Here is a 26,991-nt window from a genome sequence, read left to right on the forward strand (position 1 = left end):
TTTCAATATCCTGGCTTTCTGAAAGGATCGACAGCAGCGTGATCTTGTGGCCAACGAGGAACAAAGTCTTTACCTCCATCCCGAGCAGGAATGGGTTCATGACTTAATTCCATCGACTCAATTCCGCCCTTATCCGCGTTATACCGCTGCGGTGCGAGCCCCTTACTCATCCGGGCCAAATTTTCTGAACCATACGTATTTGCAGCCTCGGGAGCAACAGCTTCGTTTTTCCAAAACCTGGACCGAACAGTAGACCAAGAAGGATCATTACCTTTAGCCGTTTGATTATAAACATCATCACCAACCTGCCATCCCTTCTTCACAGGAGGAGTATCGATCGGATTGGTTGCTTTGGCACCACGGGCCACAGCACGTTTGTAAGCTAATGCTCCTGCCGCGGTACCTAACCCCACAGCAAGCGCGACTTTCAGATCGTTGGTGATTTCTTGTGCCTGAGCATCGCTAAGGTTCCATTTAGCCTTGAGAGAGTCGACCATCGCACCTACCGTATGCTCGGTGGTCGCCGTCGCTAGCATTTCTTGGAACTCGTAGTTTGAATTTATGAGGTTCTGTACTGCATCTCGAGCCTTTGGCGAACCGTACTCGACGATATCCTTGATTGGATTTAGGTCCGCCATGGTATTGGCGACTTCTTTGGATCGCGCTTCGCAAGATGAAGGATCAGCCTTGCAACCGGTTATCGCTTCAATATCTTGCTGAAGACTGAGCTCCTTGAATGCACGTGTCGTATCTTCAATACAGGCGTCATTGGCACAAGCCGCTATCTTCTTGGCTGCCCTCTCAAGTTGGTTGTGTGACAGATAGTTGTACTTCGTTGCATTCATCGCAACCCAGCTACCTTTTTCCAGCTTGGCCGCGTCCGCATCCTCTTGGGCGGCAGCCGCCACCACACCGACGATCTGCGAACTCATCGTAAGCAGGTTGTCGTTACCTTTAACCAATGCATCCAGATGAGTGACCAGCGCCTCGCTTGCGCCTGCGGCCAAGGCACCGGTTCTAAAGTCACCGCCAGTGGCCTCGGCCAGCAGGCCGCCCACCATGGCATGGATCGCAATTTTTGGTGCTGAACCATCCGCGAAAACATTCTTGGTGTAATCGCCAACCAGATTGAAACTGGCCGCAGCCAATGTATTAAACAGCGCGCTTTTCAACGCATCGCTGGCACTCCCTCCCTGTCCAAGCGCCTTGCTCAGCAACATGGAGGTTCCGTTCTGCAACGTTTGGTTGGCGGCAAATTGACCGACGCCTTTCCAAGTGCTCAGTGAGCTCGACGTGCTTACTTTGTCGATTGCCGTATTCGTTTCAGTACCAGTCCATCCATCAAAATATGCAGCCGTCAGCCCTGCTGTAACGCCAGCGATGGCATACCCCTTCATGGCATCTGAAGAAGTCACGTCCTTGAACACGGCGCCAAGATTGCCGCGATTATTGACAACGCTGACGGTCGCGTTTGTTGCAGCTCCCGCTGCAACGGCGCCTGCCGCGGCTGAAATACCTGCAGCCGTCTCCGCCGTAATTGTTCCGGCGGCAACCATCCCTCCAGTCGCGGTTCCCATTGCGCCTGCCGCTAACGGTCCAACGACCGCTGCCATCACAATCGCAATGATGATCTGCGAAGCCGGCCCCAAGCCGGAGTTGCTGTACTTGAAGCTGTCGTGGATCTCTTTGACTTGACGCCAGTCCACATCACCGCGTTTTTCCGCGTCCTTGAGCCATGCCAATTGCGGATCAGCCTTGACCATCGCATCGATGGATTGGCTGACGGTTTGCTGATTGACCTGGTTGATATCGATCTTCAAACCGTTGACGGCTTTGATCGCAACACTGCCCTCAGCAATAAACTGGCTTTGACGCAAGGTTTCGTCGGTCTTGCCCTTACCCTTGGACGAGACCCAGAACGCGTTGTTGTCAGTCTTCTCGTGGCTCTCCTGATGTAGATCCTTCACGCCTTCGAAGGTAATGGAACCGCTACTGTCCAGCGTGATGTCCTTGCCGCTCTGCAGTTTCGCCACTTGATACAGCTGGTCGCCGCCGCTGACCAATCGCAGGTCGCCCCCGGTAGTGATTTCACTGCCGATGTTTTTCACATCGGTCACCTCATCCCGCTGAGTCTTCTTGCTTCCCCAGCCCCCTTTCTTCTTCATGTCATACAGCGAATAGTCGCGGTTCTGCGCAGCCAGCAGCTCAAGCTTGCCACCCGCCACGAAGTAGGCCTGGTTTGCAGCGTTGACCTTGCTGGCGATCATCGCCAAATCCTGCCCCGCGCTCATTACAACGTTGCGCCCCGCATTAACCGTCGAGGCCACCTGACTGACGTGGTCCTCTTGGCGGGTGACCTTCTTGCTCTTGCCGTAGGAATGCTGCTCATCCGCCGCCGAGGCGAAGGTCAAGTTTCCTTGGGCGGCCATGGCAACGTCGCGCTTGGCATCGATCTGAGTGCCGACAACGGTGAGGTTGCGACCAGCGTTGACGGTCAGGTCGCGGCCGCTGTCGAGGCTGGAGCCGTATTGCTTGATGTCTTGGTCGCGATGCCTGCCGCGAGTGCCGCTGGTGATGCGTTCGGCGGCGATGAGATTGACATCGCGCGTGGCGTTTAGGGTGGTGTCGGCGTCACTTTTCAGCACGCCGCCGACGCTGTTGATGTCACGCCCGGCACTGACGGTCAGGTTGTTTCCCGCTTCGATGCGCGCGGCGCTGTCGATGAAGTCGGTGCGTTCGGTGCGGTAGCCGCTGCTGCTTTCGTGAGTGGTAACGGTACGCTCGTTAGTCACGTCGCCAGTCAGAGCAACAACGCTGACATCCCGCCCAGCAATAACCCCACCCGCCCTGTTAGTCAGGTTATTACCCGCCAACGCTTCCAGCCGACCACCCGCTTCCATCAACCCACTGTTGACAAAGCTGTCGTCCGCCGTCGCCCTCAGGTTGCTGGACGCACGCAAGGTGCCCGCATTGTTCAGGTTCTTGCCCGCAATCAGGCTGACGTCCGAGCCTTGGATCAGCGCCCCATTCGCCGCCAGACGATGATTGGCCTGGGCCAGATAAAGCACCGGCACCAGCACCTGCTCGTTATTCACCGTCCGGGTTTCCATCCAGACGATGTCATGGGTCAGGGCCGCAACCTGTTCAGCGGTCAGGCTCACGCCCAGCGACAGGTTGAGAGCGTCCTTGCTGGCGATGGCGTTGTTCATCAGGTACTTGAACATGCCGTCGTCGGAGGTCTGGCCGTCGAGGAAGCGCTGGCCGGTGCGGGCGATCACCGCTTGTTGGATCAGGCGTTGCTCGTAGAAACCATCGCCCAAGCGCTTGGCGGCGGTGTCCGGGTCGTAGCCCAGATTCGACAGCAGGTAATCCGAGCTCATGAAGCGGCGCATGTCGGTCAGCGCCGGGTTGGTCTCGATCAGGTATTTTTGCGGGTTGGCCTGGAACGAGCGATCCGGCAGGCCACGTACTTGCGTGAGCCCCGTGCTTTGGGTTGGCGTGGTGGAGCCGTCGCCGCTCATGCGGAACAGGCCGTTTTGCCCGGTGGGCAAGTCGAAGCCCGGCAGGGCCAGTGGATCGACCTGTTGCTGGGTCAGGCTCGGCGGGAGTTGCCGATTGACGCTGATGCGGGTCGAGAAGGCGTTGTCGGCCTGGGTGTCGGTACGCGGGCCGGCGCCGACGTAGTTGTAGCCGCCACGCACGACGCCGCTGTTGAGGTCGCCCTGGGTAGGAATGTCGACGGCGCCACCGGCCTGGATAATCGCGGCATAGGTCTGGTTATCGGTGGTGGTTGTTTGAGTGTGGAACTGCGGTAGCTCACGTTCGGTCATGCCGATGAAGCGGCTCATCGCTGCTTCAAGGCCGCCCAGGTCGTTGGCGTTGTAACCCGGGCTCTGCAGCCAGTATTTGTTGGTGAAGTCATTGGCAGCGGCGCGCCAGCCACTCGGGTGGCGCGTGCGCTCGGATATGAAGGTACGCGAGGTTTCGATTTCGCCGGTCTCGATGCCGATGTTGTCCAGGCTGACGAGGTTGGCGGTCAATGCGCCGCCGACGCCGATGCTGCTGCTCCGGTTGGTCAGGGTGTCGCCCTGGATATTCAGGTTGCCGCCGGTGGTGATGCTGGAGGCGGCGCTGGCCGCGGTGACTTCGAACTTGTCGCGCTGGACGATCTGCCAGACGTGGTTTTCCTTGCCGCCGCTGCAATCACCGGCGTTGACCCCTTCGATACAGGCCACTTCACTGATCGAGGCGGTGTAGATGCCTGCGTCGTGGGTGGTCAAGATCTCGCGCACGTTGTCGATCGTGCTGGCCGCCAGGCGCATGTTGCCGTCGCTCTGCAGCGTGCCGGAGCTGTTGAGGATGCGGCTGGCACGGGTGCCGAGGCCGTCGCGATCGATGCTCAGATCACCCAGGCTGTAGATATCGGCATAGCGGTTGGTCAGGCTGTTGACGCGCAGGCTGGTATTACCGCCGCTGAAGATCAATCCGCGTTCGTTGAGCAAATCACCGGTCGTTACGCCGAGCGCGCCGGCACTGCCCAGCGTGCCGTAGTTGTTGAGCGTGGCGGCCGTGACGCTCATATCCGCCGCCGAGGTCAGGCGACCGTAGCTGTTGAGGACGCCATCGACCACGACGGTTGTGTTGCCACCGCCCGCGATACTGCCGTTTTGCTCCAGATTGATCAGTGCCGCCTTGAGGCCCAAGGTGCCGAGACTGCTCAAGCGGCCATTGCCGGTATAGGCACCGGTCAGCTGCAGATCGATCGCCCCGTCGCTGCCGATCAGGCCGTCAACCCGCCAGTTGCTGCCACGACCCTCCAGTCTATCGGTACTGAGCAACTGGCCCGTGGCGGTCTGGGTCAGCTGGTCGACATCCACCACCAGGCGCCCGGCCTGGATCGCCGTGCTGTTGGTCCAGCGATCTGCCTTCACGCTCAAGTTGCCGTAGGTCACCAGGCGACCACCGGCCTGCCCCAGGTTGGCCTGGCTGATGCCAAACAGTCCCAGGCCGGTGTGCAGCAGCTTGCCACCCACGTTCTGGACACTGCCGGTGATGAAGCCCACATCATTACTGGCGGTTTCGAGGGTGCCGTCGCTGTTATCGAACAGCCCCCCGATTTTGAATGCCGTGGTGCTGTTCTGGTCCAGGGTGCGCAGTTGGCCTTTCTGGTTGCTCAAACTGGCGGCCAGAATGTCCAGGCTGTCCTGGCTTTCAATAATGCCGGCGTTGTTGTTCAGCGCCCCCGAAAGGTCAAAGTCGATGCGACTGGCGCTGACCTGCCCGCCGCCGCTGTTGTCCATGCCCCGGCCAGTGACCCAGACCTTGCCCGTGGCGTATATCCCGCCGTTGCGATTGTTGATATCCGCCGCTGCGTTGGTGACCACGACATCGCCGGCTTGCGCAGCGATGCGTCCGCCGTCGTTGAACAGCCCAGCCAAGGCTTGGATGCTGAGTCCTTGGGCCTGGATCGTGCCGCCCTGGCGGTTCACGTCGTAGCCGTTTTTCAGCACGCCGGTGGTGCGTGCTTCCAGCGCGGCCTTGACGCTGGACAGCACGCCGCCACGGTTGTCCAGGTTGGTGGCAAAGACACTCAGCTTGGCGTCCTTGGCGATGATGCTGCCGCCCTGGTTATCGATGTCGCCGGATACATCCACGGTGACCAGGCCCTCGCCTTGCAGCGTGCCCTTGGCGTTATTCAGACTGGCAGCATCGAACTCGACCTCGGCAGCACGGCTAGCGAGCAGGCCTTTTTCGGCGTTGTTGACCGCGCCGGTGGCGCTGACCAGCAACTTGCCATTGGCGGCCACGGTGCCTTTGTTGCTGTTGTCCAGGCTGGCGGTGCGCACGGTCATGACGCCTTGGCTGGATAGCTCGCCGCCCCGGTTGTTGATCGCGCCGGTGTTAGTGATGTCGAGGTTCTTGCCAGCCATGACCAGGCCGGTGAGGTTGTCCAGGCTGCCGAGGACCAGGGTCGCGCTGTTCAGGCTGGACAGTTCGCCCGCGTTGTTTTCCAGACGGCCCAGGTTGGCGGTCAGGACGCCTTGGCTGTTGATCAAGCCACCCTGGCTGTTCAGCATCTGATTGGCGGTCAGGTGCAGTTCGCTGTTGCCGAGGATCCGACCTTTGTTGCGGTTATCCACAACGTCGGCGGCGACCGTGGTCTTGCGCTGCCCGCTGAGCGTACCGCCCTGGTTGTTCAGCGCAGCGGTCGTCGTGACAGTCAGGTCGCGACTGGCAATGACGGTTTTGCCGACGTTGTTCAGTTGTCTTGCCGTGAGCGTGACATCGCCCACGGTATTGCGGCTGTTATCGGCGTTGACCCCGGCCTCGATAATGCCGTTGTTGGTCAGCGTGCCACCGCTGTCCAGGTGAACGCTGTCGCGCGCCACCAAGTTCTGCTGGCTAGTCAGGTCACCCTGGGTTTTGACTTCGAGCCGGCTACCGGCATACACCTGGCCACGGGTCTCCAGGCTTTTGGCCTCGATGTCGATGGCACCGGCAGCCGCCGTCTGCGCCAGACTCAAATGCCCATCCGCATCAAGCTGGATATCCCCGCCACTGGCCACCATCTTGCCGTCGAGCTTCACCCCGACACCCGCTTCGGTGCCCACCAGTTTTATCGCGCCGGCGTACATGCCGCCCAACGCCGAAGAGTCGATCGCCAGCTCGGGCTTGGCGCTACCGTCGTCTGCACGGGCGGTGGCGTTGAGGGTGCTGGCGTTGACGTCGTTGCGCCCGGCAACAATCGTCAGGTTCTTCGCCTGGATCTCGGCGTTGATCCTGGCGCTGCGGGTGATGATTTCGAAACGGTCGACGTTGTTCGCGTTGAGGCCCGCGCCTTCAATGGCCACGCTGCCCTGATCCACTTGATAGCGGCTCAACTGGCCGTTTTCGATGATCGGCTTGCCCGTGGTCAGCGTCGCTTTCGGTGTATTGATGAAGCCGCAGCCGTTACAGGTGATGCCATACGGGTTGGCGACGATGACATGGGCCGACTGCCCTGCCACTTCGGTGTAGCCGCGCAACTGGCTGGGGTTGCCGCCGTTGACTTCGTTGAGGATGACTTTGGCCGCCGTGCCCTTGAGGTTCGGGTTGCCGAGGATGATCCCGCCCAGTTGCGTGGATTGAGCGGGGTTGGTGGCGTTGTTGAGGATGACGCCGTTTTTCCCGACGTTGTAGTCGCTGAATTTGTTGTGGGACAGCCCGCTGCCGTTGGGTTTGGCGATGTTGACGATGGGTACGCCATTGCCCGCCTGGCCCAGGCGGGTACCTGGCGCGCTGACCACGATGCCGTCGGCCTGGGCCCACAGCGGTTGCCAGAACATGACGTTGACGAGCAGCAACGCCAGGCCGCGCTTGGGCATGCCCCAGAAGGCATCGCGGGGTTTCAGGGCAGCAGAGGGCTGGCGGGCCAGGAAGGCGTATTGGCGGTCGTCCATGATCGGGTCTCGTTGCAGCGAATTAAATGGATACGTCTAGGCGGAAGTAGATCGGCGCTTCGCGCTCGGTCAGGGCGTCCGGACGTTCCAGGGAATGGGCGAAAGTGACGCTGGCGCTGAGGTTCTCACCGCGGGCGAACAACTCCAGGGAGTTGCTCGACATGCGGCCATGCTCGCCACCGTCGTAGCGAGTGCCGCGGATCACGCCTTGGTCATAACCGAGGCTGGTGCCGTACTCGGCGAACACCGGACGCAGCCACTCCAGCGTCACCGGGCGGCTCCAGCGCAGGTCGTTGCGCCAGTAGCCGCCGCTGTCGCCGGCCAGCGTCTGGTCCTTGTAGCCGCGAATCGAAGACAACCCGCCGAGGCTCATGCGCTGCGCGCTGAACAAGGCGTCTTCGCTGCGCTGGCCGGTCATCAGGCTGCTGAAGCTGAAGGACTCGCCCCACACCTGGAAGGGTTGCAAGTAGCTGAGGGTGGCGGTGTATTTGCGGTAGCGGGCATCCGGCAGCCCAGGCCCCGGCTCGTGATCGCCCTGGGCGTCGAGGGCGCCGATACCTTGTTGCAGGCCCAGGTCGAGGTTGACGAAGGCATTGCCGATCCGTCGCCCATGGTTGATGCCGAACTGGGCTTCGCTGATGCGATTGCTGCTCTCGGCGAGCTTGCTGTCTTCGATGAAGTTGTTGGTGCGCAGGTATGAAAGGCCCGTGTTCAGGGAGGTCTTGCTGACCGCGTCACGGTGCACCACCCGCTCCAGGCGCACCTGATGGTTCTGGCTGTCGCCGCTCTGCTTGAAATTGAAGCCGTTGGCCTGGCCCAGCGCGCGGTACTCACTTTCGCTGTAGGTGTAGCTCAGGTTCCACCAGCCAAAGGGCAGGTTGTAATAGAGCATGGCGTTGCGTGAGGTTTTCTGGTGGTCGCTTATGGCATCGTGGCCACCGCGCAAGGCCAGCTGATCGGCCAGGCCCAAGGGACTGTCCCAGTCCAGGGAGGCTCCCCACTGCTGCTCGCCGGTGCTCTTCTGCCCGTCGTTATGCCGTGACAAGCCGGCGCGCCAGGGTTTCTGTGGGGTGTTCTGGACCAGCACTTCGCTGCCGCCGATGTTCTGCCCCGGCGTCAGCTCCATGCGGGCGCTATTGGATGGCAAACGGTTCAGTTGATCGACCATTTGCTCGATGTCCCGCAGATTGAGTAGATCGCCCGGCTTGCCGGGAAAGCTCATGGCCAGCTCCCGCTTGGAGAGTCCGCTGTCCTCGGCGCCCTTCAGGCCTTCAAGTCGCCCCTCGACCACCAGCACTTGCAAGTGACCGCTGGACAAATCCTGTTGCGGCAAATAGGCACGGCTCGTGACCAGGCCCTTTTCCAGGTACGCATCGGTAATGGTCTTGAGCAGCTCGTTAAGCTGCGGCACGCCCAGGCATTGATTGAGATAGGGCTCGAGCAAGCGTTGGCGCTCGCGTTCGGACAAGGCGTCGGCGCCCTTGAGCTCGATGGTCTTGATGGGGAAACAACGGGTATCGGCAGGTTTGGTCGGCTGGACCGGCTTTGCTTCTTTGCCTGGCAGGTCCTTGAGTTCTTCAAGGCGCCGACGCTGCTCTTCGAGCAGGCGATTCTGGCGCTCGCGGATCAGGTCTGTGTCGCCAGGGGTTGGCGCGGCCACGGCAAGGTCCATCGCAAAAAAACACAGCGACGCGACGACGAGCCTCGTCCTTAAGGCAGACACGGACATGTTCGATCCCTCGATACAAAAGCGACAACAAGATTGCGGAGCAGGACAAATCGACCTACTTCGCGCACACCAGACCTTGCGTATCGCCTTCGGTTCAGAGAGCGGGCATATTTCTATCCAAAAAAGAGACGTATCTCACAGGACACGTCCGAAATCACCTCGTTGACAAAGCTCTATCAGGAACCCATCAAGCTGAGCCCGCATGAACTTTTCTTCACCCCATGGGTTTATGCGATCCGGTACAGTCCCCTCGCTCATTCAAGAAACTAAGGTTTTAGCCCGCTCTCCCGCGGGCTTTTTTTTGCCCGCGATTCATGGAGCAGGCTGCGCATCGCCCAGCTCAGGCCTGCCGGGTACGGCCTTGGACGACGCGGTCTTCAGTAAGGGTTGCTCCAAGACGGCGCGCCCGTAAAAAAACATTGCCATCAGCCAACAGCTCAACCAGACGAAGATTCCCGCCCAGAACGTGTGGGACATGTAGTGCCAACCCTGTAGGACTCGCGTCGTGCCGTAGACAAATCCCAGGGCCAGCGCGCCGTACATCACGGCCTTGGAATGACGCCAGCGATAGCGCCGGGCAACGAAGTACAGCGCCAACATCGTGAAACCACCGGAAGCATGGCCACCGGGCCAGCAACGACCGTCCCCCGCGACTTTCAGTAAATCGAAATTCTGGAACCACTCCTTGTGCTCGATCTTCCCCGCGTATTGGGTGGTTTCCACCGGGCAATACACGCTGGTGTGGCCCTTGAGGTAATGGATAACGCCTGTGCTGAGGGAAAAGGCGAAAACCACATAGAGAAAATCTCGACGGTGCCTGTGGGCAAACCGTAGTGGCTTGGTCAGCCGGATCTTATCCAGTACACGAAGCAGCCCTGGACGCTTTTCCGGCCGGAACAGCGGCCAGACGAACGACACCAGCGCCCCGATGATGGCCGCCTCACCGGTCCAGTTCGGAATGACCCTGGCCCACTTATGGGTGATTTGTTCGAACAGCCGCACATGCCCCAGCGGAAAGATTTGGTGCAGCGGGTCGTAGAAAAGATCGCTGAAGGCGATGTCGATGCGGGTCATGTCGAACAGCAGGAACACCACCGCCGCACAGACCAGGGGTATTCCGAGGTTGAGCCGGTAAAAACGAGCGCAGGCAGACGTCAGCATGAGCGGTCCTAATTGTGGGAAAAGTTACTGGAACATCACTGAGCGCCAATCAGACGCCTCGATAAAACCCAGCAACCGAGGGGCTTGTGGCTGGGCGGTGGATACAAACAACGAAGCGCCATAGCCAAACGCCGAAGCAGGTCGGCGCAGCTCGGTTTCCATCGCCTGCATGCATTCGCTGTGGGTGACCAGGATCAGGTTGCGCCCTGGCACCTTGTGGGCCAGGGCATTGCGCAGCAAGTCATGGCGGCAATGGCTCAGCCAATCGTCGCCGGTGCCCACCTTGTTGAACATGTATCCAGCCGTTTGGGACGCTCGAACCAACGGACTGTTATAAATGTCCGCACTCTCCAGGCCGAGTTGCTCGTACCGCGCGCCGAGGCCCACTGCAACGGCGCGGGCGCGGTCGGTGATTCCCGAAGGATCCCCCAGGCACACGGCCTTGGAGTGATCACATCGCTCGACGTGGCGCACCAGCACGATCATCTCACCCTTGGCCCAGCCATCAGCCAGCGCCCGGGCGCCAACGATATTGCCATGGGCCAGATCCGGCACCGCTGCCGGCCCCAGCAGCCAGAGAGTCAGCGCAATCACCAACATTGCCGAAGCCAGGATCACCGCAACGTTTCGATAGCGGACAAGCCAGCTCGTATCAATCGAGCGCGTCACGCCAAAAAGGCTCAGTCTCAGTTCCACATCAAGCCGCCCCGACGGCACCCAACCAGTCATTTCGATGGCGAGACGGTAAAGACGTAGACGTAGGCAGGCAGTGAAACCGATGTGAAAAAAAGCTTGGCGCGCCCGGCGGCGCCCCTGGATTGCCGACACAAAAAAACTTTCAGATTCATGGGCGGCCGCCGATACACCCCTGTTACACGTTTTTGCTGGCTCTTAAAAACAACAATCTTCCAGCCAACCGATGATCAAGCAGCGCAACGTTCCTGGAGGAATTTGATGAATAACTGGTTTGGCAACATTAGCGTCAATATGAAATTGGGCCTGGGCTTTGGCCTGGTGCTGGTACTGACTTGCGTCCTGGCCCTGACCAGTTGGACCAGCCTGGGCGGTTTGATCGACCGCAGCAATTGGATGAGCGACATCACCCAGCTCAACGCTGGCCTGACCAAACTGCGGGTCACTCGCCTGCAATACATGCTGACCAACGGTGACGAGACCGCCGCACAGAATGTGCAGACCACCCTCGATGGTTTCGTGGCGCAACAAAACGCGCTGCTCAGCAGCTTCAAGAGCCCCGAGAACGTCAAGCTGCTCAGGGAGCAGAGCGCGACCATCAGCGCCTACCAAACGTCGCTGAACAAAATGCGCAGTGCCTACCGCACCGGCAACAGTGCCCGGGATGTCATGGGCGCGAACGCCGAGACGGCCTACAAGCTGATCGAAGCCATCGATTCCGACGTGCGGCAGATGGCCCTCAGCGATGAGCGCTTTGCGCAATTCCAGGCCATCACCCAGGCCAAGCAGGCGTTCATGCTGGCCCGCTATGAAGTACGCGGCTACACCGCCAACAGCAATGCCGATACCGAACGCAAGGCCTTCGCCCAACTGGACGCCGCCATCGCTTCGCTCAAGCCGCTCAGCGAACATTTCGCCAACGCTCGGCAGGATGAACTGCGTCAGCTGGAAACAACCTTGACCCAATACCGCAGCGCCGTGCAGGCCTTCAAGATGGCCATGGCCGATGTGGCGCAGGCGCGCAAGGAAATGACCGACCAGGGCGCCACCATCGTTTCCCTGAGCGAGCAGCTGTACCAGATCCAGCTCGACCGTCGCGATGCTGAAAGCGCCCAGGCCCGCACGCTGCAATTGGTCAGCACGTTGTTGGCATTGTTGGTGGGCATCATTGCCGCCGTGGTCATCACCCGCCAGATCACTCGCCCGCTGCGTGAAACCCTCGCCGTGGTCGAACGCATCGCCGGTGGCGACCTGTCGCAGAACGTCATCGTCACCCGTCGCGATGAACTCGGCGTGCTGCAACAGGGCATTGCCCGCATGGGCGTGACCCTGCGCGACCTGATCAGCGGCATCCGCGACGGCGTGACCCAGATCGCCAGCGCCGCCGAAGAACTGTCCGCCGTCACCGAGCAGACCAGCGCCGGGGTCAACAGCCAGAAAGTCGAGACCGACCAGGTCGCAACCGCCATGCATGAGATGACCGCCACGGTCCAGGAAGTGGCGCGCAATGCCGAAGAAGCCTCCCAGGCAGCAGCAGCCGCCGACGGTGAAGCGCGGGCCGGTGATCAAGTGGTCAACGAAGCCATCGCCCAGATCGAACGCCTGGCCAGCGAAGTGGTGCGTTCCACCGACGCCATGAGCGTGCTGCAACAGGAAAGCGACAAGATCGGCGCCGTGATGGACGTGATCAAGGCCGTGGCCGAACAGACCAACCTGCTGGCCCTCAACGCCGCCATCGAAGCCGCCCGCGCCGGTGAAGCCGGACGTGGCTTCGCGGTCGTCGCCGATGAAGTCCGCGGCCTGGCCCAGCGCACACAGAAATCCACCGAGGAAATCGAAGGCCTGGTGGCCGGCCTGCAGAACGGCACCCAGCAAGTAGCCGCCGTGATGAACAACAGCCGCAACCTCACCGACAGCAGCGTGGCCCTGACCCGCAAGGCCGGCGCGTCACTGGAAAACATCACCCGTACGGTGTCCAACATCCAGTCGATGAACCAGCAGATCGCCGCTGCCGCCGAACAGCAAAGCGCCGTGGCCGAAGAGATCAGCCGCAGCATCATCAACGTGCGCGACGTGTCCGAGCAGACCGCCGCCGCCAGCGATGAAACCGCAGCGTCCAGCGTCGAGCTGGCGCGGTTGGGTGGTCAGTTGCAACAAATGGTCAGCCATTTCCGGGTTTGAGTCCCTCTCGCATGAGGCCGATGTGCGGCCTCATGCGGCTTCCCTACGCACAGCTTTCTTCCTGCATGCATTGCCTTCTCCTACAAGTTCTGTTCTCTCGTCCGGCCTCCTTTAGCTGCAAGCTCCTGTACCGTTTTCGCCAGCACGAACCTTCCGTTCGACAGGAGATGGACTGTACATGGATGAAAACAACAACCCATTGGTGAACAGGCTCATTGGCGCAGCCGTCGATGGAGATGACACTCAAACCGATGTCCACGCGGCCCTGCAGCGGATGGGTTTGACGTCGGTATTCGACATCACTCGCATGACCAAGGCGCAGTTCGCCCTCGAACTGGGCAAGCACACCCAAGCGAACGCCGACCAGGCCTACGACAACGCGCAGCGCTATGCTCGACATGTCTGTCGCCTGTATCTGGAACATCTGGTATCCCCCAAGGACTCCCCTGCCCGCCACAGGCGCGACTTGCGTTCGAAGTCAAAATCAGATCCGGCAAGCTATCAAGCGCTGTTCAAGGAGGACTGGGATAAGTTCTGTAAAGAAGGCGACCTCGCGGCAATCGATTCGCCGGTGGCCTATTTGCGAGCGCTGTATCTGTTTGCCGGACAGCTGGAAGGTGCATCGTCATCCAGCGAGAAAATCCCCCTTGATAAACGACGGCCGGACCTGAAGGACTTGATGCTCGACCAGCAGAGCGCCTTCGTTGCGCGCCCCATGTTGGAGATCGTCAATCACACCTTGGACAAGGCGATCAAGGCGCACTTTGAAAGTGATGTTCATCAGCACCTTGCAACTGCGCATTATCCGTTTTCGCTGCCCTATGAGCTGCATCATCATCAATGTCTGCTTGGGCTGGGCACGGGTAAACCGGCGCTCGGCGAACTGAATTATCGAATGAGCCGGATATTGCCGCTTTCCCCGGCTCATTTAACTTACGGAAGCGTTGTCCAGCCGCGTGTCGAGGCGCAAAAGCTGTTGTCGGGACTCAGCCCGGAACAGCAGAGGCTATTGCTCGCGCCGCTCAGCTCCGACACGGACCTCAGCGGTCTGGAGAAATCCTATGGCACTGAAGCGTCTAGACAACTGCACGATATCGAGTTCTTCAAGGAACGTACCGGACTGACCACGGAACAAGTCCGGCACTTATTGGCGCAAGGCGAATATGCCGCCCGGGCCTCGCCCCATAGTCCTGCTTCGAGGCACAAAAACTATGGCGCCGCCTATATCAATGGGCCGGAATCGACGGCGCCCATGACGCTTAACTCGTCAACGAACAGATTTGAAAATGGGACCCCGGAACGCCTTTCCCGCCTACAGAAAATGATCCGACTGCAGCGCTGGACGGGTATTCCTTTCACTGAGCTCGATACGCTGATTACCAGCGCCTTACGCTCGGAAAAAAACACGGCAATGACGCTCAATGCCAACACGCTGCGCACGTTGGGCGTCTATCGATACCTCAATCGGCGCCACGGCATAGCGCCTGAGGAGTTTGCGTGCTTGCTGCACGACATACCGATTCACGCTTGTGGTCTGCAAGTGCCGTTGTTCGACCAGATATTCGATAGCTCCCGACTATTCAAACGTCCCGAGGAAGAGATCAACGCGCCCCAGGATTTGATCTATCTGGCCGCCGGCCTTGGGCTGGCGAAGGTGCCCGATTCACTGTCGTGGCTCATCGAACAAACCAAACAACACCTGGCTCAACCAAAGCATGACTTGCCTACGATCTCGTCATTTTATCGCCAGACCCGCATCGCACGGATGTTCGGGCTCACGTTTGTTGAATGCACGTCACTGGCCCGCATGATAGGCGGTGACAATTTCAACGCGGCAATGGTGAAGGGGGCATTGGATTCCACCGTGCAACCCTTTGGCACCTGCATTCTCGACGTATTGATGGCGTTGGACTGGGCCAGCGACTGGTTAAAGCGGACCAACCGGGATGTCGCATCGATGTACCACCTATCCACCACATCCTTGGACGAGTTGCCGCTGGATCAGAACCTGGATAAACGGTTCAAGGCCCTCCTGGCAAAGCGTGGCAGCACTGAAGACGATCAACATCTGCTTGAAAACCTGCTGCATGAGCTCGTCGATTTATCCGCAGACGACCTCCCATGCGTGCTGGAAATGACCGGGACTACCGCATCGGATGTTGTCACGGCGATCAGTACATCCCAAGGGCAGATGCCTGCGGTACTGACGAGATTATTGCGCAACGCCAAGCTGTGCCAGGAGCTGCACCTGAGCGGTAGCGCATTGCAGCAGTTGGCGGCCCAGCCAACCTGGCTGTCCGCCAGCCCCTCCAACTCATTGACGCTTCACGCCGTGTATTTGTACGAGCGCTTCAGCTATTGCGCTCGCCTGCCCGGCCGTTCGGAAGAGCAATGGTTGCATTACTTGCAATTTGCCAACCAAGAAGAGGACCCAAAAACAGCGGACGCAGCCAACAAGCAGTTGGCCGAGTTGCTGGGATGGACCCACTACGACGTACAAAGCCTGGCAGACCACTTGAAGGGAAAACGCGCTCAGTCAGTGGAAGAAGTGGACTGGATCGTTCGCTCCCAGGAATGCAGCAAGAGCACCGGGCTGTCAGCAAGCCTTCTGCTCAAGGCTACAGCGCTAGGCGGCAAGAGCTCCACGCAGGAATGGAAAATCGTTGGCGAAGCAATAATCGCGACCAGCCACTGATATTCGCTTCAATTGTTCAAGGAATGAATATGACCGTTGCTATAAAAAAGCAGCTCGATGAACGCTTGCGTGATGCGCTGTTGGCGCTCTATCTGGAAAAGGTCGCGCCGGCTTCTGCTACAGCAAACCTCAAGACAGCCCAAGACCTCTACGAATATTGGCTACTCGACGTGCTGGTCAGCCAGGATGTGCCCACCACGCCTGTCGCCTGCGCCATTGCCAGTCTTCAGCAATACATCAATCGCATCCTGATGAACATGGAGCCCGGCTACGATCAGGCAAGCATTACGCCCGAGCACCTGCAAACGTGGCGCAACGAGATGCATCAATACTCCATTTGGGCGGCTCATCAAAATCTGCTTTATTTCCCGGCGAGTTACCTGGACCCCGTCCTGAGGAACAACAAGAGCGACAACTTCCAACAACTGGAAAACGACCTCAACCAAAACCGGATCCAGGCTGAAGCGGTTCAATCGGCGGTCATGGCCTACCTGACCCGATTCGAAGAAATCGCCAACCTGAATATTCTCAATGGCTACATCGATGGCGAGGCGGTCACCAACAACTATCAAATCGACGGCGAAGACTCCGCCAGCAGCACCTACTACTTCATCGCCAGATCCCGCACCGAAAATACCTATTTCTGGCGCTCATTGAACATGGCGCAACGGCCGCCAGGCGGTACGCAGCCGGATCCGTTTGCCTGGTCGGACTGGGAAAAAGCCGACGTGCCCATTCCCGAAAGTGCGGTGGAGCACTCGATTCGTCCTGTCTGGTTCAATAATCGCCTGTTCGTTGTCTGGGCCGAATGCATACTTCAGGATCCGAAGGCCTCCAGTGTTGATCATGCCCCTGCCATGCAGTCGGCCAAGGGCCATCCGCTTTTGCGCTTGAGCTTCTGCTTCAAAAAGCAGGATGGAACATGGAGCACGCCGCGAATTGGCCTGCAACGGCACTGCGGGAACAAAACACTTCATGGCAAGGACGTCGGTGCTATCAAGCCGTTGTTATCTACCGTTGCCGAACACCATCGCGACGACACGCAGGATCTGCTTTTCCTGTCATTGGGAGCCAAGGCAGACATGGAACCTGTATCCGACAGCAACTGCATTTTTCTTGGAACCACTTGCATCAACAAAGACCTGAGCTTCCAGCCCTACGTGGCGGACCTTGTTTCAGAAAAAACGCAAGTTGAACTGGAGCCCCTCGATAAAGCGATCCGCAAAAAATTCTTCGATACAGCGGCTAAACGTATTCAAACAAGAAACTCTCTTACATTTATCCAGGTTGAAAAAACTGAACACAACGGCATCTTTCCGTCTGGATCCTCCGGCTTTATTTCCGATCTTTCTCCTCCAACGATTACCGACAAATCGATAAAGGGCCAGGGCACTGTTCAATTTCTGGATTTTTCCGCATCCACTTCAGGTCACAAACCAGATCAGCCGATCAGGTTGAACACCACATTCGGCGCCGAACTGATCCGTCTTACAGGGAACGGCCTGGATGAGCTGTTCAACCGGACGACACAACACCTGCCGGAACCGACCATACCCGACAGCGACAACAACCAGATGGACTTCCACGGCCCCTACGGCCGTTACTTCACCGAATTGTTCCTTCACTTGCCATGGCTGGTCGCCCATCGCCTGAACGCCGAACAGCGTTATGAGGAAGCCGAGCGCTGGTTGCGCCGTCTCTTTGATCCAGGTCTTGGCAAGGAAAGCTGCTGGAAGGCCGCGCCTTTACTCGATAGCAACACGCCTTTATATGCCGACCAAGCGCCCCACGACCCTCATCAGATCGCACTCAGTCATCCGGTGCACTTTCGCAAAGCACTGTACTTCCTGTACCTCGACATCCTGATCAATCGAGGCGACGCCGCCTACCGCGAATTGACCCCCGACGGCCTCAGCGAGGCAAAGCTGTGGTACGTGCGGGTGCTGGATCTGTTGGGACCACGCCCAATCGTCCAACCGATCGATCATTGGGTGAGCATCAGCCTGCAAACGCTGAGCAAAACGACCCGTGGCGATTTACGGACATTTGAACAAACCCGTGCCCATTCCCAGCCGTCATTGTCGGTTCGTGGGGGCGGTGAGCACGCGTCCTTGCCAGCCATCGACAGCCCCCATTTGCGCCTGCCATTCCACCCGCAGTTGCTCCGATGCTGGGATGTGGCTGAAAGCCGCCTGCATAACGTGCGGCACAACCTCGACATCGCCGGCAAGCCGCTGCACCTCCCGGTATTCCCAGTCCCGCTGGATCCTCGTGCATTGCCCAGCGCCTCCGTACTGAATACTTCGAACAATACGGTTCAAGGGTTGCCGACCACCTCTATCCCGCACTATCGGTTCTCGGTCATGCACAGCCAGGCCTTGAGCGCAGTCGATAGCCTCAGCCAATTTGGCGCCTCACTGCTATCGCTGATCGAGCGCAAGGAGCAGGCGCAGGTGCAAGAGCTGCAGCAGCAACAAGCCTGGAACCTGGCGAAAATTTCGGTCGACCTGCAACGCCAAGCCTTGAATATTGATCGTCAGAACCGCAAGGCGCTGCTCGCCAGCCAGGCAATTGCTCGACACCGCGCAACCCATTACAAAAAACTGTTGGACGGGGGTGTGAGTGACAAGGAAATAAGCGTCAGCGCGTTCCATATAACCAGCGGCACGATGGAGGCCGCTGCAATGGCCTTCCAAGTCGCAGCCGCTGGGCTGATGTTGGTTCCAAACGTCGCGGGCTTCAGCTTTGGCGGCAGCCGTTGGGAGGGACCGGCGCTCGCGGCCTCTGCGGCCGCCCATAGCGGCGCGATCATAAACCGCACGATAGCCGCCGACCTCGACCGTCAAGCCATATTCGATCGCCGCCGTGAGGATTGGCAGCACACCTATGATCAGTCACAGCTTGAACTGGCCCAGATTGACGCACAACTGGCGCAGTTTTCCGAGCAGGAAACCGCCACTCGCCTGCAACTGCGCCTTGCCGAATCGACCCTGAGCCAAACCAAGGCCAACTACGACTTTCTCAGCAAACGCTTTACCAAGGCACAGCTGTACCAATGGCTGAACAGCCAGTTTGCCGTGCTCTATCGCCAGGCCTACGACACCACGCTGTCCCTGAGCTTGGCCGCCGAGCATGCTTGGCAATACGAAATTGCCAGCTTCGACACGCGATTTATTCAACCTGGCGCGTGGAACACCACCTATCGAGGATTGGGAGCAGGCGAGCAATTGAAACTCAGCCTGTTGAACATGCGGGCCGAATATCTGCGCCTTAGCGGGCGAGAGCTGGAAATCCGCAAGACGATTTCATTGCGTCAATTGAAGAGCCAGACCACAGGCTCGACGATCAACAAATCATGGGAGGACATCCATGCCGAACTGAAGCAAGGCCAATGCGAGTTCGAGCTACCCCACAAATTGTTCGAGGACGACTACAAGGATCAGGACCACTACCTGCGACGGATCAAAACCATCAGTGTTTCTTTGCCGGCCGTGGTCGGTCCTTACGAAAACGTCCGAGCCACGCTGACCCAAACCTCCAGTGAAGTGTCCATGTCTGCTGGTCCCCAGGGCCCCGTCATCAAGAGCCAACGAGCCAACCAACAGATCGCCCTTTCCACCGGTGTCGATGACAACGGCTTGTTTACCCTGAATTTCAACGATGAACGCTACCTGCCGTTCGAATACACCGGTGCGGCCTCTAAGTGGCTACTGACCTTTCCCAATCCTGACGCACAAAAAGACCTGTTGGAATCGTTGACTGATGTCATCCTCCATGTGGGCTATACGGCCAGGGTCGGCGGAGGTTCGCAATGACTGCACACGCCCTCCTGCCTGTCACCGCGCCGTCACTGCCCAAGGGCGGCGGCGCCATTCAAAGTATCGGTAAAGGCTGGGCCGACATCGGCGCCCACGGTACGGCGGCCTATGAAATCGGACTGCCGATTTCGCCGGGACGCGGTTTTTCTCCAGCCTTGTCCCTGGGTTATGCCAGCTCGCTTGGCAACGGTGTATTCGGCATCGGCTGGGGGCTGTCGCTGCCCAGCGTCGCGCGACGCACCAGCAAGGGCGTGCCGGCCTATACCGAGGATGACGAAATAGTCGGTCCCAGCGGAGTGGTCTGGCTGCCCGAGCGAGATTTGCAAGACGTCATCCACTCAACCCCCATCGGCCATTACAACGATCTGCACCTCGGAACGACCTACACCGTCACCCGGTATTTTCCCCGGATCGAAAGCAGCTTCGACCGAATCGAACATTGGTCCTCGCCCGACGACACGGCGGGCTTCTGGCTGATACACGGTGCCGATGGCAGCCTGCATCTGTTCGGCAAGAACCCTGCCTCACGCCGAGCCGATCTCCTGGATACGAGCCGTGTCGGCGAATGGTTGCTGGAAGAGAGCCTGAACGCCTTGGGCGAGCACATCCTCTATCGATACAAGGCAGACGCAACGGCCCAGCGCTATTTGAGCCGGGTGAGCTATGGCAATTTCGAAGCCGATCCACACCTGTATTCCTGGAAAACAGACCGACTCGCGTCGGTGCAATGGCACTTCGAGTTGGTGTTCGACTACGGCGAACGGACCACTGCCTACGAACAGAAACCGCCCTATGAAGGCCAGCAGTGGGCAACTCGTAGCGATGGTTTTTCCAGCTTCGCCTACGGTTTTGAGCTGCGCACCGAACGCCTGTGCCGCCAAGTCCTGATGTTCCATTATTTCCCCGAGGAACTGGGGGCAGCCCCGGTCCTGGTGCGGCGCCTGTTACTCGATTATCGCCAGACATCCCTGGGTTATCAGCAGTTGAGCGCCGCCCACGACCAGGCCTTTGGCGACGGGGCAATCGCCGACAGCCGGCCCCCCATCGAATTCAGCTACAGCGAATTCAAGCTCCGGCTGGACAGCCACGCCTGGCAACGCCTTGAAGATTTGCCGGGACTCAACGACGGTCACCGTTATCAACTGGTGGATCTGTACAGCGAGGGCTTGCCGGGAGTGCTCTATCAAAGCGACACGGGCTGGCATTACCGCGAACCCGTGCGGGCCAAGGCCAAGGGCAACGAAGTGGCCTACGCCTCGTGGCGAAAGCTCCCTGAGATCCCGCTTGCCGACCGTACGAAACCGGTGCACCAATCATTGAGCGACCTCACAGGTGACGGTCGTTTGGACTGGCTTGTCGCTCAACCGGGCTTCAGCGGCTTTTTCTCCCTCGGTGCTGATCGAAGTTGGTCGGATTTCGTCATGTTCAATGCGTTTCCGACAGACTTCTTCAGCTCACATGGGCAGTTGGCCGACCTGACGGGCGAAGGGCTCGGCGACTTGGCGCTGATCGGTCCACGCAGCATTCGCCTGTACGTTAACCAGCGGGAGCTTGGTTTTGCCGCCCCGCAGGAAATCGCTCGCGACGCGGATGAGGATGCCCTGGCGGTATTCCGCCCGGGGTCCAGCGAACTGGTGGCGTTCAGCGATGTGCTGGGCAGCGGCCAACAGCATTTGGTGCGCATTCGTCACAACGAAGTCAGGTGCTGGCCAAACCTGGGCCACGGGCGTTTCGGCAAGAGCATCGTGCTGGACTTTCCGGGGCTGGCCTATGAAACGTTCGATGCCTCGCATATCCGCCTGGCGGATCTGGATGGCTCAGGTGCCGTCGATCTGCTCTATCTACAGGCCGACCGCGCGCTGATCTTCATGAACAGCGGCGGCCATGGTTTCCAGCCTGCGCGCGCATTGCCCTGGCCCTCCGGTCTGCGTTACGACAACCTGTGCCAGGTGAGCATCGCCGACCTGCAAGGGCTCGGCTGCTCCAGCCTGGTTCTGAGCGCGCCGCATATGACGCCGCAACATTGGCGCTACGACTTCGTCGACGCGAAACCGTACCTGCTCACCGGCACCCACAACAACATGGGCGCCACCGACACCCTCAGCTACCGCAGCTCAGTGCAGGAATGGCTGGATGAAAAAGCCGCCAGCGCCAGAGCCGGCAAGCCCCTTGCCTGTCATGTGCCCATGGCGCTGCATCTGGTTTCGAGCCATACCCGGCTGGATGAAATCACCGGCAATCGACTGAGCCGTAAATTTGCCTATCGGCAAGGCTACTACGACGGCGTCGAACGCGAGTTTCGCGGCTACGGCCTGTTGCTGGAAACCGACCATGAAACCAACCCCGACGATGCCGATTCCCAAGACTTCACGATGCCCTGCCTGAAGAAGACCTGGTTTCACACCGGGCAATCAGTAGACATGCCCCGCCTCGGTTACAACAAGGACGACCCGCACGCGATTGCGCTGGGCAAGGCACTGCTCTGTCAATACCAGGACGGAACCGGGACCGACACAACCGTGGTCGCGCCAGCCCCAGCCACCCGCGTCGAAATGGCCGGCGCCCTGATCGGTCATGTGCTGCGCAGCGAGACATTCGGTGTCGATCGACACCGCAAAACCAGGACGCTCTATTCGGTACAGGAGCACCGCTATCGGGTACGCCTGCTGCAAGCGCCGGGGGGCAATCGGGCCTACGCCCGGATGCTCCCGCTACGGCTGGAGTCCATCACCTACCAATACGAAGGCGTGGCCGATGACCCACGATGCCAGCACACCTTGAACCTGCAACACGACCCGTTCGGTGCGCTCACTCACTGCCTGGATATCCATTACGCACGCAGGAAAACCATCGACGATACGCCACCGTTCAGCGACGTCGAGCAGCAACGATGGTGGCACGACGCTCATGATCCAGCGCAGCAGTTCTACTACCTGAACGAAACCCGTTCCGAATTCATCCACCTGCCAGCGCCTCAAGCGTGGCGGCTGGGCCTGCCGTATCGCCAGCGCACCCAGGCGTTGCGCTTGCCCAAGGTCCCGGAGGTCGATGGGCTGGCGCCCGAGGATGTGATGTTCGAAACACTCATTGAGCGCGTGAAAACAACAGCCTGGACGAACCAGAGCGTGCTGACCGGCCTGTCCGTGCAACGCTACAAACACGCGTCGAGCGCAGTCACCCTGGCGGACGGCGTCGCGGACTTCCAGGCCCTGCCCGACCATCTGGAAACGGCCGAGCTGGATGAAACCGCCCTGAAGGCCTTTCATCTTTTACCCCAGGGAACACGCCCCAAAGGACGCATGCTTGAACGCAACCACTATCACCGCATGGCCGACTTTCTTCCCGCGAGCAACCGCCCTCTACGACTCTGGTCAGTCAAAAGCGGCTTCGTGACCTATGCCCGACAAGACGGGTTCTACAAGATCCGAACCCTACGGCCGAGCGAAAGCCATGGCGTGATCGAGATCAGCCACGACCACCATCACTGTGTGGTCACCCGATACCAACTGCCTGATGGCTGCGTCACCGAGGCGAGCTACGATTACCGCTCGCTCCAGCCCCGACGCATTACCGACCCCAACGGCAATGTTCAGGAAAGCCTGATCGACGCTTTTGGCCAAATATTGGCGACCTCGTTTTATGGTGATGAGCAGCAGGTGCCCACAGGTTTCAAGCCAATTGCGCTGTTCGAACGGCCACCGTTCAGCAGCCCGGCTGAGGCGATCAGCCAAAGCAAGGAAGCTCTGCAGGACGCCGCCACAGCCCTGTATCACGCGCCCTTCAGTTGGATGGGTTGCGTATCGAGGGCTGCGCTAGCGGACGGCAACTGGCTCGCGCGTTGCGTGAATAACGGCGACCTGCTTCCTACCGGGCACATCTGCGCATCGGCTCGAGCCCGGCTGTCGAAGCTGCAGACACTTTCTGCCGACGACCTCAAGCTGAAACACCAACTGGATGCCGCGACGCGTGAACCGGTGCACCTCGTCACACTGGTCGCCGACCGCTACCCCGATGACGATCAGCAACAAATCCGCATCGCCATCACCTCCTTCGATGGCTTCGGGCGAACACTGCAAAGCAAGCAACGGGTCGAACCGGGCATGGCTTACGTCATCGACACCCAGGGCGACCTGACGCTGGCGGATGGGAAGCCCCGGGAGCAGATCGCCGCGAAACGCTGGCGTGTCAGCGAACGGGTGGAATACAACAGCCACGGCTTGGCGATTCGCATCTACCGCCCGTACTTCGCCGATCAGCATCGACGTATAAACGATGTGTCATTGCGCTTATCCGGTCATTGCGACCGGCAGTTCTACGACGCCTTGGGACGCCCCACCCTCACGCGCCTGGCCAGGCAAGCCGGCCTCTCCCTGATGCGGCGACACACTCGCCATCCTTGGTACACGGTGGACGAGGACGAGAATGACACGCTGGAAGAAGTCATGGCCGAACAGCCGGTCGCCGCCGGAGGTGAAGCATGAGCGCCCGCCTTCATCACAGGACGCCCTCCATCGTCGCCGTCGATGGCCGCGGTCTGCCGGTGCGCCAGGTGGCTTACTGCCGAGACAAAGAAGGCGCACAGGCCCAGACGCGCGCCAGCCGGCAGGAGTACGACGTTGCCGGGCGGTTGGTCGCCCAGCGCGACCCTCGGCTCGCCAACGCAACCGACGCCAATCTTGCAAGCGTCTATAGCCTCTCCGGCAAACCACTGCGCCTGGACAGTGTCGACGCTGGATGGCGCCTGAACTTGCCCGGCGACGCGGGACAAATCCTGCGCAGTTGGGATCAGCGAGGGCATCACTGGCAATCGACCTACGACAACCAACTGAGACTGACCTCCATCGAGGAGCAAGCCGCAGGACATGAGCTGCGTAGAGTAGAGTGCCTGAGCTATGGCGACACTTCGCAGGAATCAGCGAAGCTCAATCGGTGCGGCGCGCTCATCCGCCACGATGACGGCGCGGGCACCTTGGTCGTCGAGGAATATGCGTTATGCGGCAAACCGCGTAGCCAGACGAGGCGCTTTCTGGCTGACGTTGCACTACCTGACTGGCCAGCCGATGAGAAAGATCGCGATGGTCTGCTTGAAAAGGGAGAAGGCTACAAAACGAGCTGGGCCTACGACGCGCTGGGGAAAATCATCCTGCAGACCGACGCCGCCCGACACGAACAACACTGTGCCTTCGATGTCGCGGGCCAACTCAAATCCGTGAGCCTGAAAATCAACGGCATGGAGGCCAAAAAAACCATCGTCAAAGACCTCGTCTACGACACATTCGGCCAGGTCGAATCGCAAACCGCCGGCAATGGCGTGACGAGTCGCGCGGTGTTCGACCCCGCCAGCGGGCGACTGACCTCGCTCAGTGCATCGGCGCCTGGCAAACCCTTGCAAGACCTCCACTACGCCTACGATGCCGTGGGCAACGTGACTCAAATTACCGACAAAGCCCAACCGGAGCGATTCAACAGCAACCAACGGGTCGAAGCCGTCAGCACCTTCACCTACGACAGCCTCTACCAGTTGACCAGCGCCACCGGGCGTGAGGCGGCGGGCCTGAGCCGCCCCCCCGCCCTTCCATCCGCCGGAACGATCCCATTCGATCACACGCAACTGTTCAACTTTACCGAGCAATACACATACGACGATGGCGGCAACCTGACCGAACTGCGCCATGTTCGTGAGGGGAACAACTACACCCGCACATTCAACGCTGGCGCCGACAGCAATCGCCTCATCTCTTGGAGCCAGGGCGACGATACAACCATGATGGACTTCGATGGCAACGGTAACCTGCAGGCGCTACGCCCAGGCCTGGCACTGACATGGAATAGCCGCAACCAACTCGACAGCGTGGTGCGGGTCCAGCGTGAAGTCGGTCACGATGACACCGAGCGCTATGGCTACGACAGCAGCGGTCAACGCGTACGCAAGGTCAAGACGACCCATGCCGCGGCGATGACCCACACTGGCGAAGTCCGCTACTTGCCAGGCCTCGAAATCCACACCCGTCATAACGAACGCCTGGAAGTCATGACCCTGCAAGCCGGACGCTGCAACGTACGCTACCTGCATTGGACCGAAGGGCGACCGTCCCGCATCGCAACCAACCCATTGCGCTACAGCCTCGATGACCATCTGGGCTCCAGCTCACTGGAACTCGACGACAAGGCAGACCTGATCAGCCAGGAAAGTTACCTGCCCTATGGAGGAACCGCTTGGGTGGCGTCCCGTTCGGCTGTTGAAGCCGATTACCGGACCATTCGCTATTCCGGCAAGGAACGCGATGCCAGCGGGTTGTATTACTACGGGCACCGGTATTACGCGCCGTGGTTGCAACGCTGGATCAGTCCCGACCCGGCGGGGACGGTTGATGGGTTGAACGTGTATTGCATGGTCAGGAATAACCCGGTGAGGTATGTCGATCACCAAGGACTGGTACTGACTGACGCCCAAGGGGAACGCATCGATCCTGTCGATTGGCTGAGACAGGATGGAGAGAAACGCTCGAAAAAAATGATGACAGCCCCCATCCCCAAGAAGAAAGGCAAACAAGACCCTACCGAAGATCCCGACGCCGGCCCCAGTTTCAGCAAAACAAAACGCAAGGACCTGGTCGTCCACTCCTATGGCGTGGTCCTGGATCAAAAGGGCGACAACGATGTAGGCCTCAACGAGTACTACAACCTCACCGGCCCGAAATCCGGCCCGACGGGATACCGCGGCGTGGACAAAAATTATGACGGCGCCGCCAAAAGCGACAGGTTCTACCTGAACTTCGGAAGCTACAAGATCGGCAATACCCATGAATACCTGGCGGACCTGGGCGAACGGTACAGCGCGACGCAAAACGACCCAGTCCATAAATTCGAACTGGACCCTGACCTGCTGAAGCTCGCGCCGACGCTGAGCAGGACGGTCGAGAACCTGTACGAACTCCAGCCACACACCCGGCACCTCATCGCCACGCACATCGAGAAAACCAACGGCATCATTCCCGTGCGCGCAGGAGGACCGGGGGCTCACGGAGAAGTCCGTGTGCTCAACTCAATCGTGGCGCTCTATCCGGATCAAGTTGAAAGGGTGCTGTCGGATACGCATCTGTTCACTGAAAAGTTGACCAGCGTGACGCAACCGGAACCTTTCATTGCCTGCTTCAACTGCAGCGGCATTATCCCCGAAGAGGTCAGTATTCCGACGGGCCGTAGCCTTAGAGACTATGGGTTGTACAACGCTCACTTATCGGAAATAAATCGACTTCCAACGTAAAGGCAGCA

Annotated in this window: 8 protein-coding genes and 2 pseudogenes; 6 read left to right on the plus strand and 4 right to left on the minus strand. The window is 59.4% G+C overall.

The window, feature by feature from the left end; all coding sequences use genetic code 11:
* Positions 1-2: 2 nt before the first annotated feature.
* From M8Q45_RS21050 to pmrG, 4 genes are all read right to left on the minus strand, one after another.
* Complete coding sequence (locus M8Q45_RS21050) at positions 3-7,439, minus strand: two-partner secretion domain-containing protein (RefSeq protein WP_249876235.1); 7,437 nt, start codon at positions 7,437-7,439, stop codon at positions 3-5.
* 22 nt (positions 7,440-7,461) lie between these two features.
* Positions 7,462-9,168 (minus strand): ShlB/FhaC/HecB family hemolysin secretion/activation protein, encoded by a 1,707-nt coding sequence (locus tag M8Q45_RS21055; RefSeq protein WP_283939064.1) that lies wholly within the window; start codon positions 9,166-9,168, stop codon positions 7,462-7,464.
* 312 nt (positions 9,169-9,480) lie between these two features.
* Positions 9,481-10,329: a phosphatase PAP2 family protein gene (locus M8Q45_RS21060; protein WP_249876236.1), complete on the minus strand. Its 849-nt coding sequence runs from the start codon at positions 10,327-10,329 to the stop codon at positions 9,481-9,483.
* 24 nt (positions 10,330-10,353) lie between these two features.
* The gene (gene pmrG / locus M8Q45_RS21065; RefSeq protein ID WP_249876237.1) at positions 10,354-11,025 is read right to left on the minus strand and encodes a lipopolysaccharide core heptose(II)-phosphate phosphatase PmrG; all 672 of its coding nucleotides are present in this window, start codon (positions 11,023-11,025) and stop codon (positions 10,354-10,356) included.
* 291 nt (positions 11,026-11,316) lie between these two features.
* Here pmrG and M8Q45_RS28680 point away from each other — a divergent pair.
* The 6 genes and pseudogenes from M8Q45_RS28680 to M8Q45_RS21090 form a co-directional block, all read left to right on the plus strand.
* Positions 11,317-12,297: pseudogene (locus M8Q45_RS28680) on the plus strand (methyl-accepting chemotaxis protein); the annotation flags it as partial.
* A gap of 309 nt (positions 12,298-12,606) precedes the next feature.
* A pseudogene (locus M8Q45_RS28685) lies at positions 12,607-13,203 on the plus strand (methyl-accepting chemotaxis protein); the annotation flags it as partial.
* Positions 13,204-13,381: 178 nt separating this feature from the next.
* A complete protein-coding gene (locus tag M8Q45_RS21075; protein ID WP_249876239.1) occupies positions 13,382-15,898 on the plus strand; it encodes a Tc toxin subunit A in 2,517 nt (838 codons plus the stop codon).
* Between the two features lie 29 nt (positions 15,899-15,927).
* Positions 15,928-19,713 (plus strand): Tc toxin subunit A-related protein, encoded by a 3,786-nt coding sequence (locus M8Q45_RS21080; RefSeq protein ID WP_249876240.1) that lies wholly within the window; start codon positions 15,928-15,930, stop codon positions 19,711-19,713.
* On the plus strand, positions 19,710-24,197 hold the full coding sequence (locus M8Q45_RS21085) for a SpvB/TcaC N-terminal domain-containing protein (RefSeq protein WP_249876241.1): 4,488 nt from the start codon (positions 19,710-19,712) through the stop codon (positions 24,195-24,197). Before M8Q45_RS21080 ends, M8Q45_RS21085 begins: the two co-directional genes overlap by 4 nt.
* Positions 24,194-26,983 (plus strand): RHS repeat-associated core domain-containing protein, encoded by a 2,790-nt coding sequence (locus tag M8Q45_RS21090; RefSeq protein ID WP_249876242.1) that lies wholly within the window; start codon positions 24,194-24,196, stop codon positions 26,981-26,983. The genes M8Q45_RS21085 and M8Q45_RS21090 overlap by 4 nt, the downstream gene beginning before the upstream one ends.
* The last annotated feature ends 8 nt before the right edge of the window (positions 26,984-26,991 follow it).

The organism is Pseudomonas sp. T1.Ur (assembly GCF_023516725.1).
Lineage (GTDB): Bacteria > Pseudomonadota > Gammaproteobacteria > Pseudomonadales > Pseudomonadaceae > Aquipseudomonas > Aquipseudomonas alvandae.

Coding starts and splice junctions, on each gene's coding strand:
- M8Q45_RS21050 (WP_249876235.1), bottom strand. CDS start 7,439: ATGGACGACCGCCAATACGCCTTCCTGGCCCGCCAGCCCTCTGCTGCC.
- M8Q45_RS21055 (WP_283939064.1), bottom strand. CDS start 9,168: ATGTCCGTGTCTGCCTTAAGGACGAGGCTCGTCGTCGCGTCGCTGTGT.
- M8Q45_RS21060 (WP_249876236.1), bottom strand. CDS start 10,329: ATGCTGACGTCTGCCTGCGCTCGTTTTTACCGGCTCAACCTCGGAATA.
- M8Q45_RS21075 (WP_249876239.1), top strand. CDS start 13,382: ATGGATGAAAACAACAACCCATTGGTGAACAGGCTCATTGGCGCAGCC.
- M8Q45_RS21080 (WP_249876240.1), top strand. CDS start 15,928: ATGACCGTTGCTATAAAAAAGCAGCTCGATGAACGCTTGCGTGATGCG.
- M8Q45_RS21085 (WP_249876241.1), top strand. CDS start 19,710: ATGACTGCACACGCCCTCCTGCCTGTCACCGCGCCGTCACTGCCCAAG.
- M8Q45_RS21090 (WP_249876242.1), top strand. CDS start 24,194: ATGAGCGCCCGCCTTCATCACAGGACGCCCTCCATCGTCGCCGTCGAT.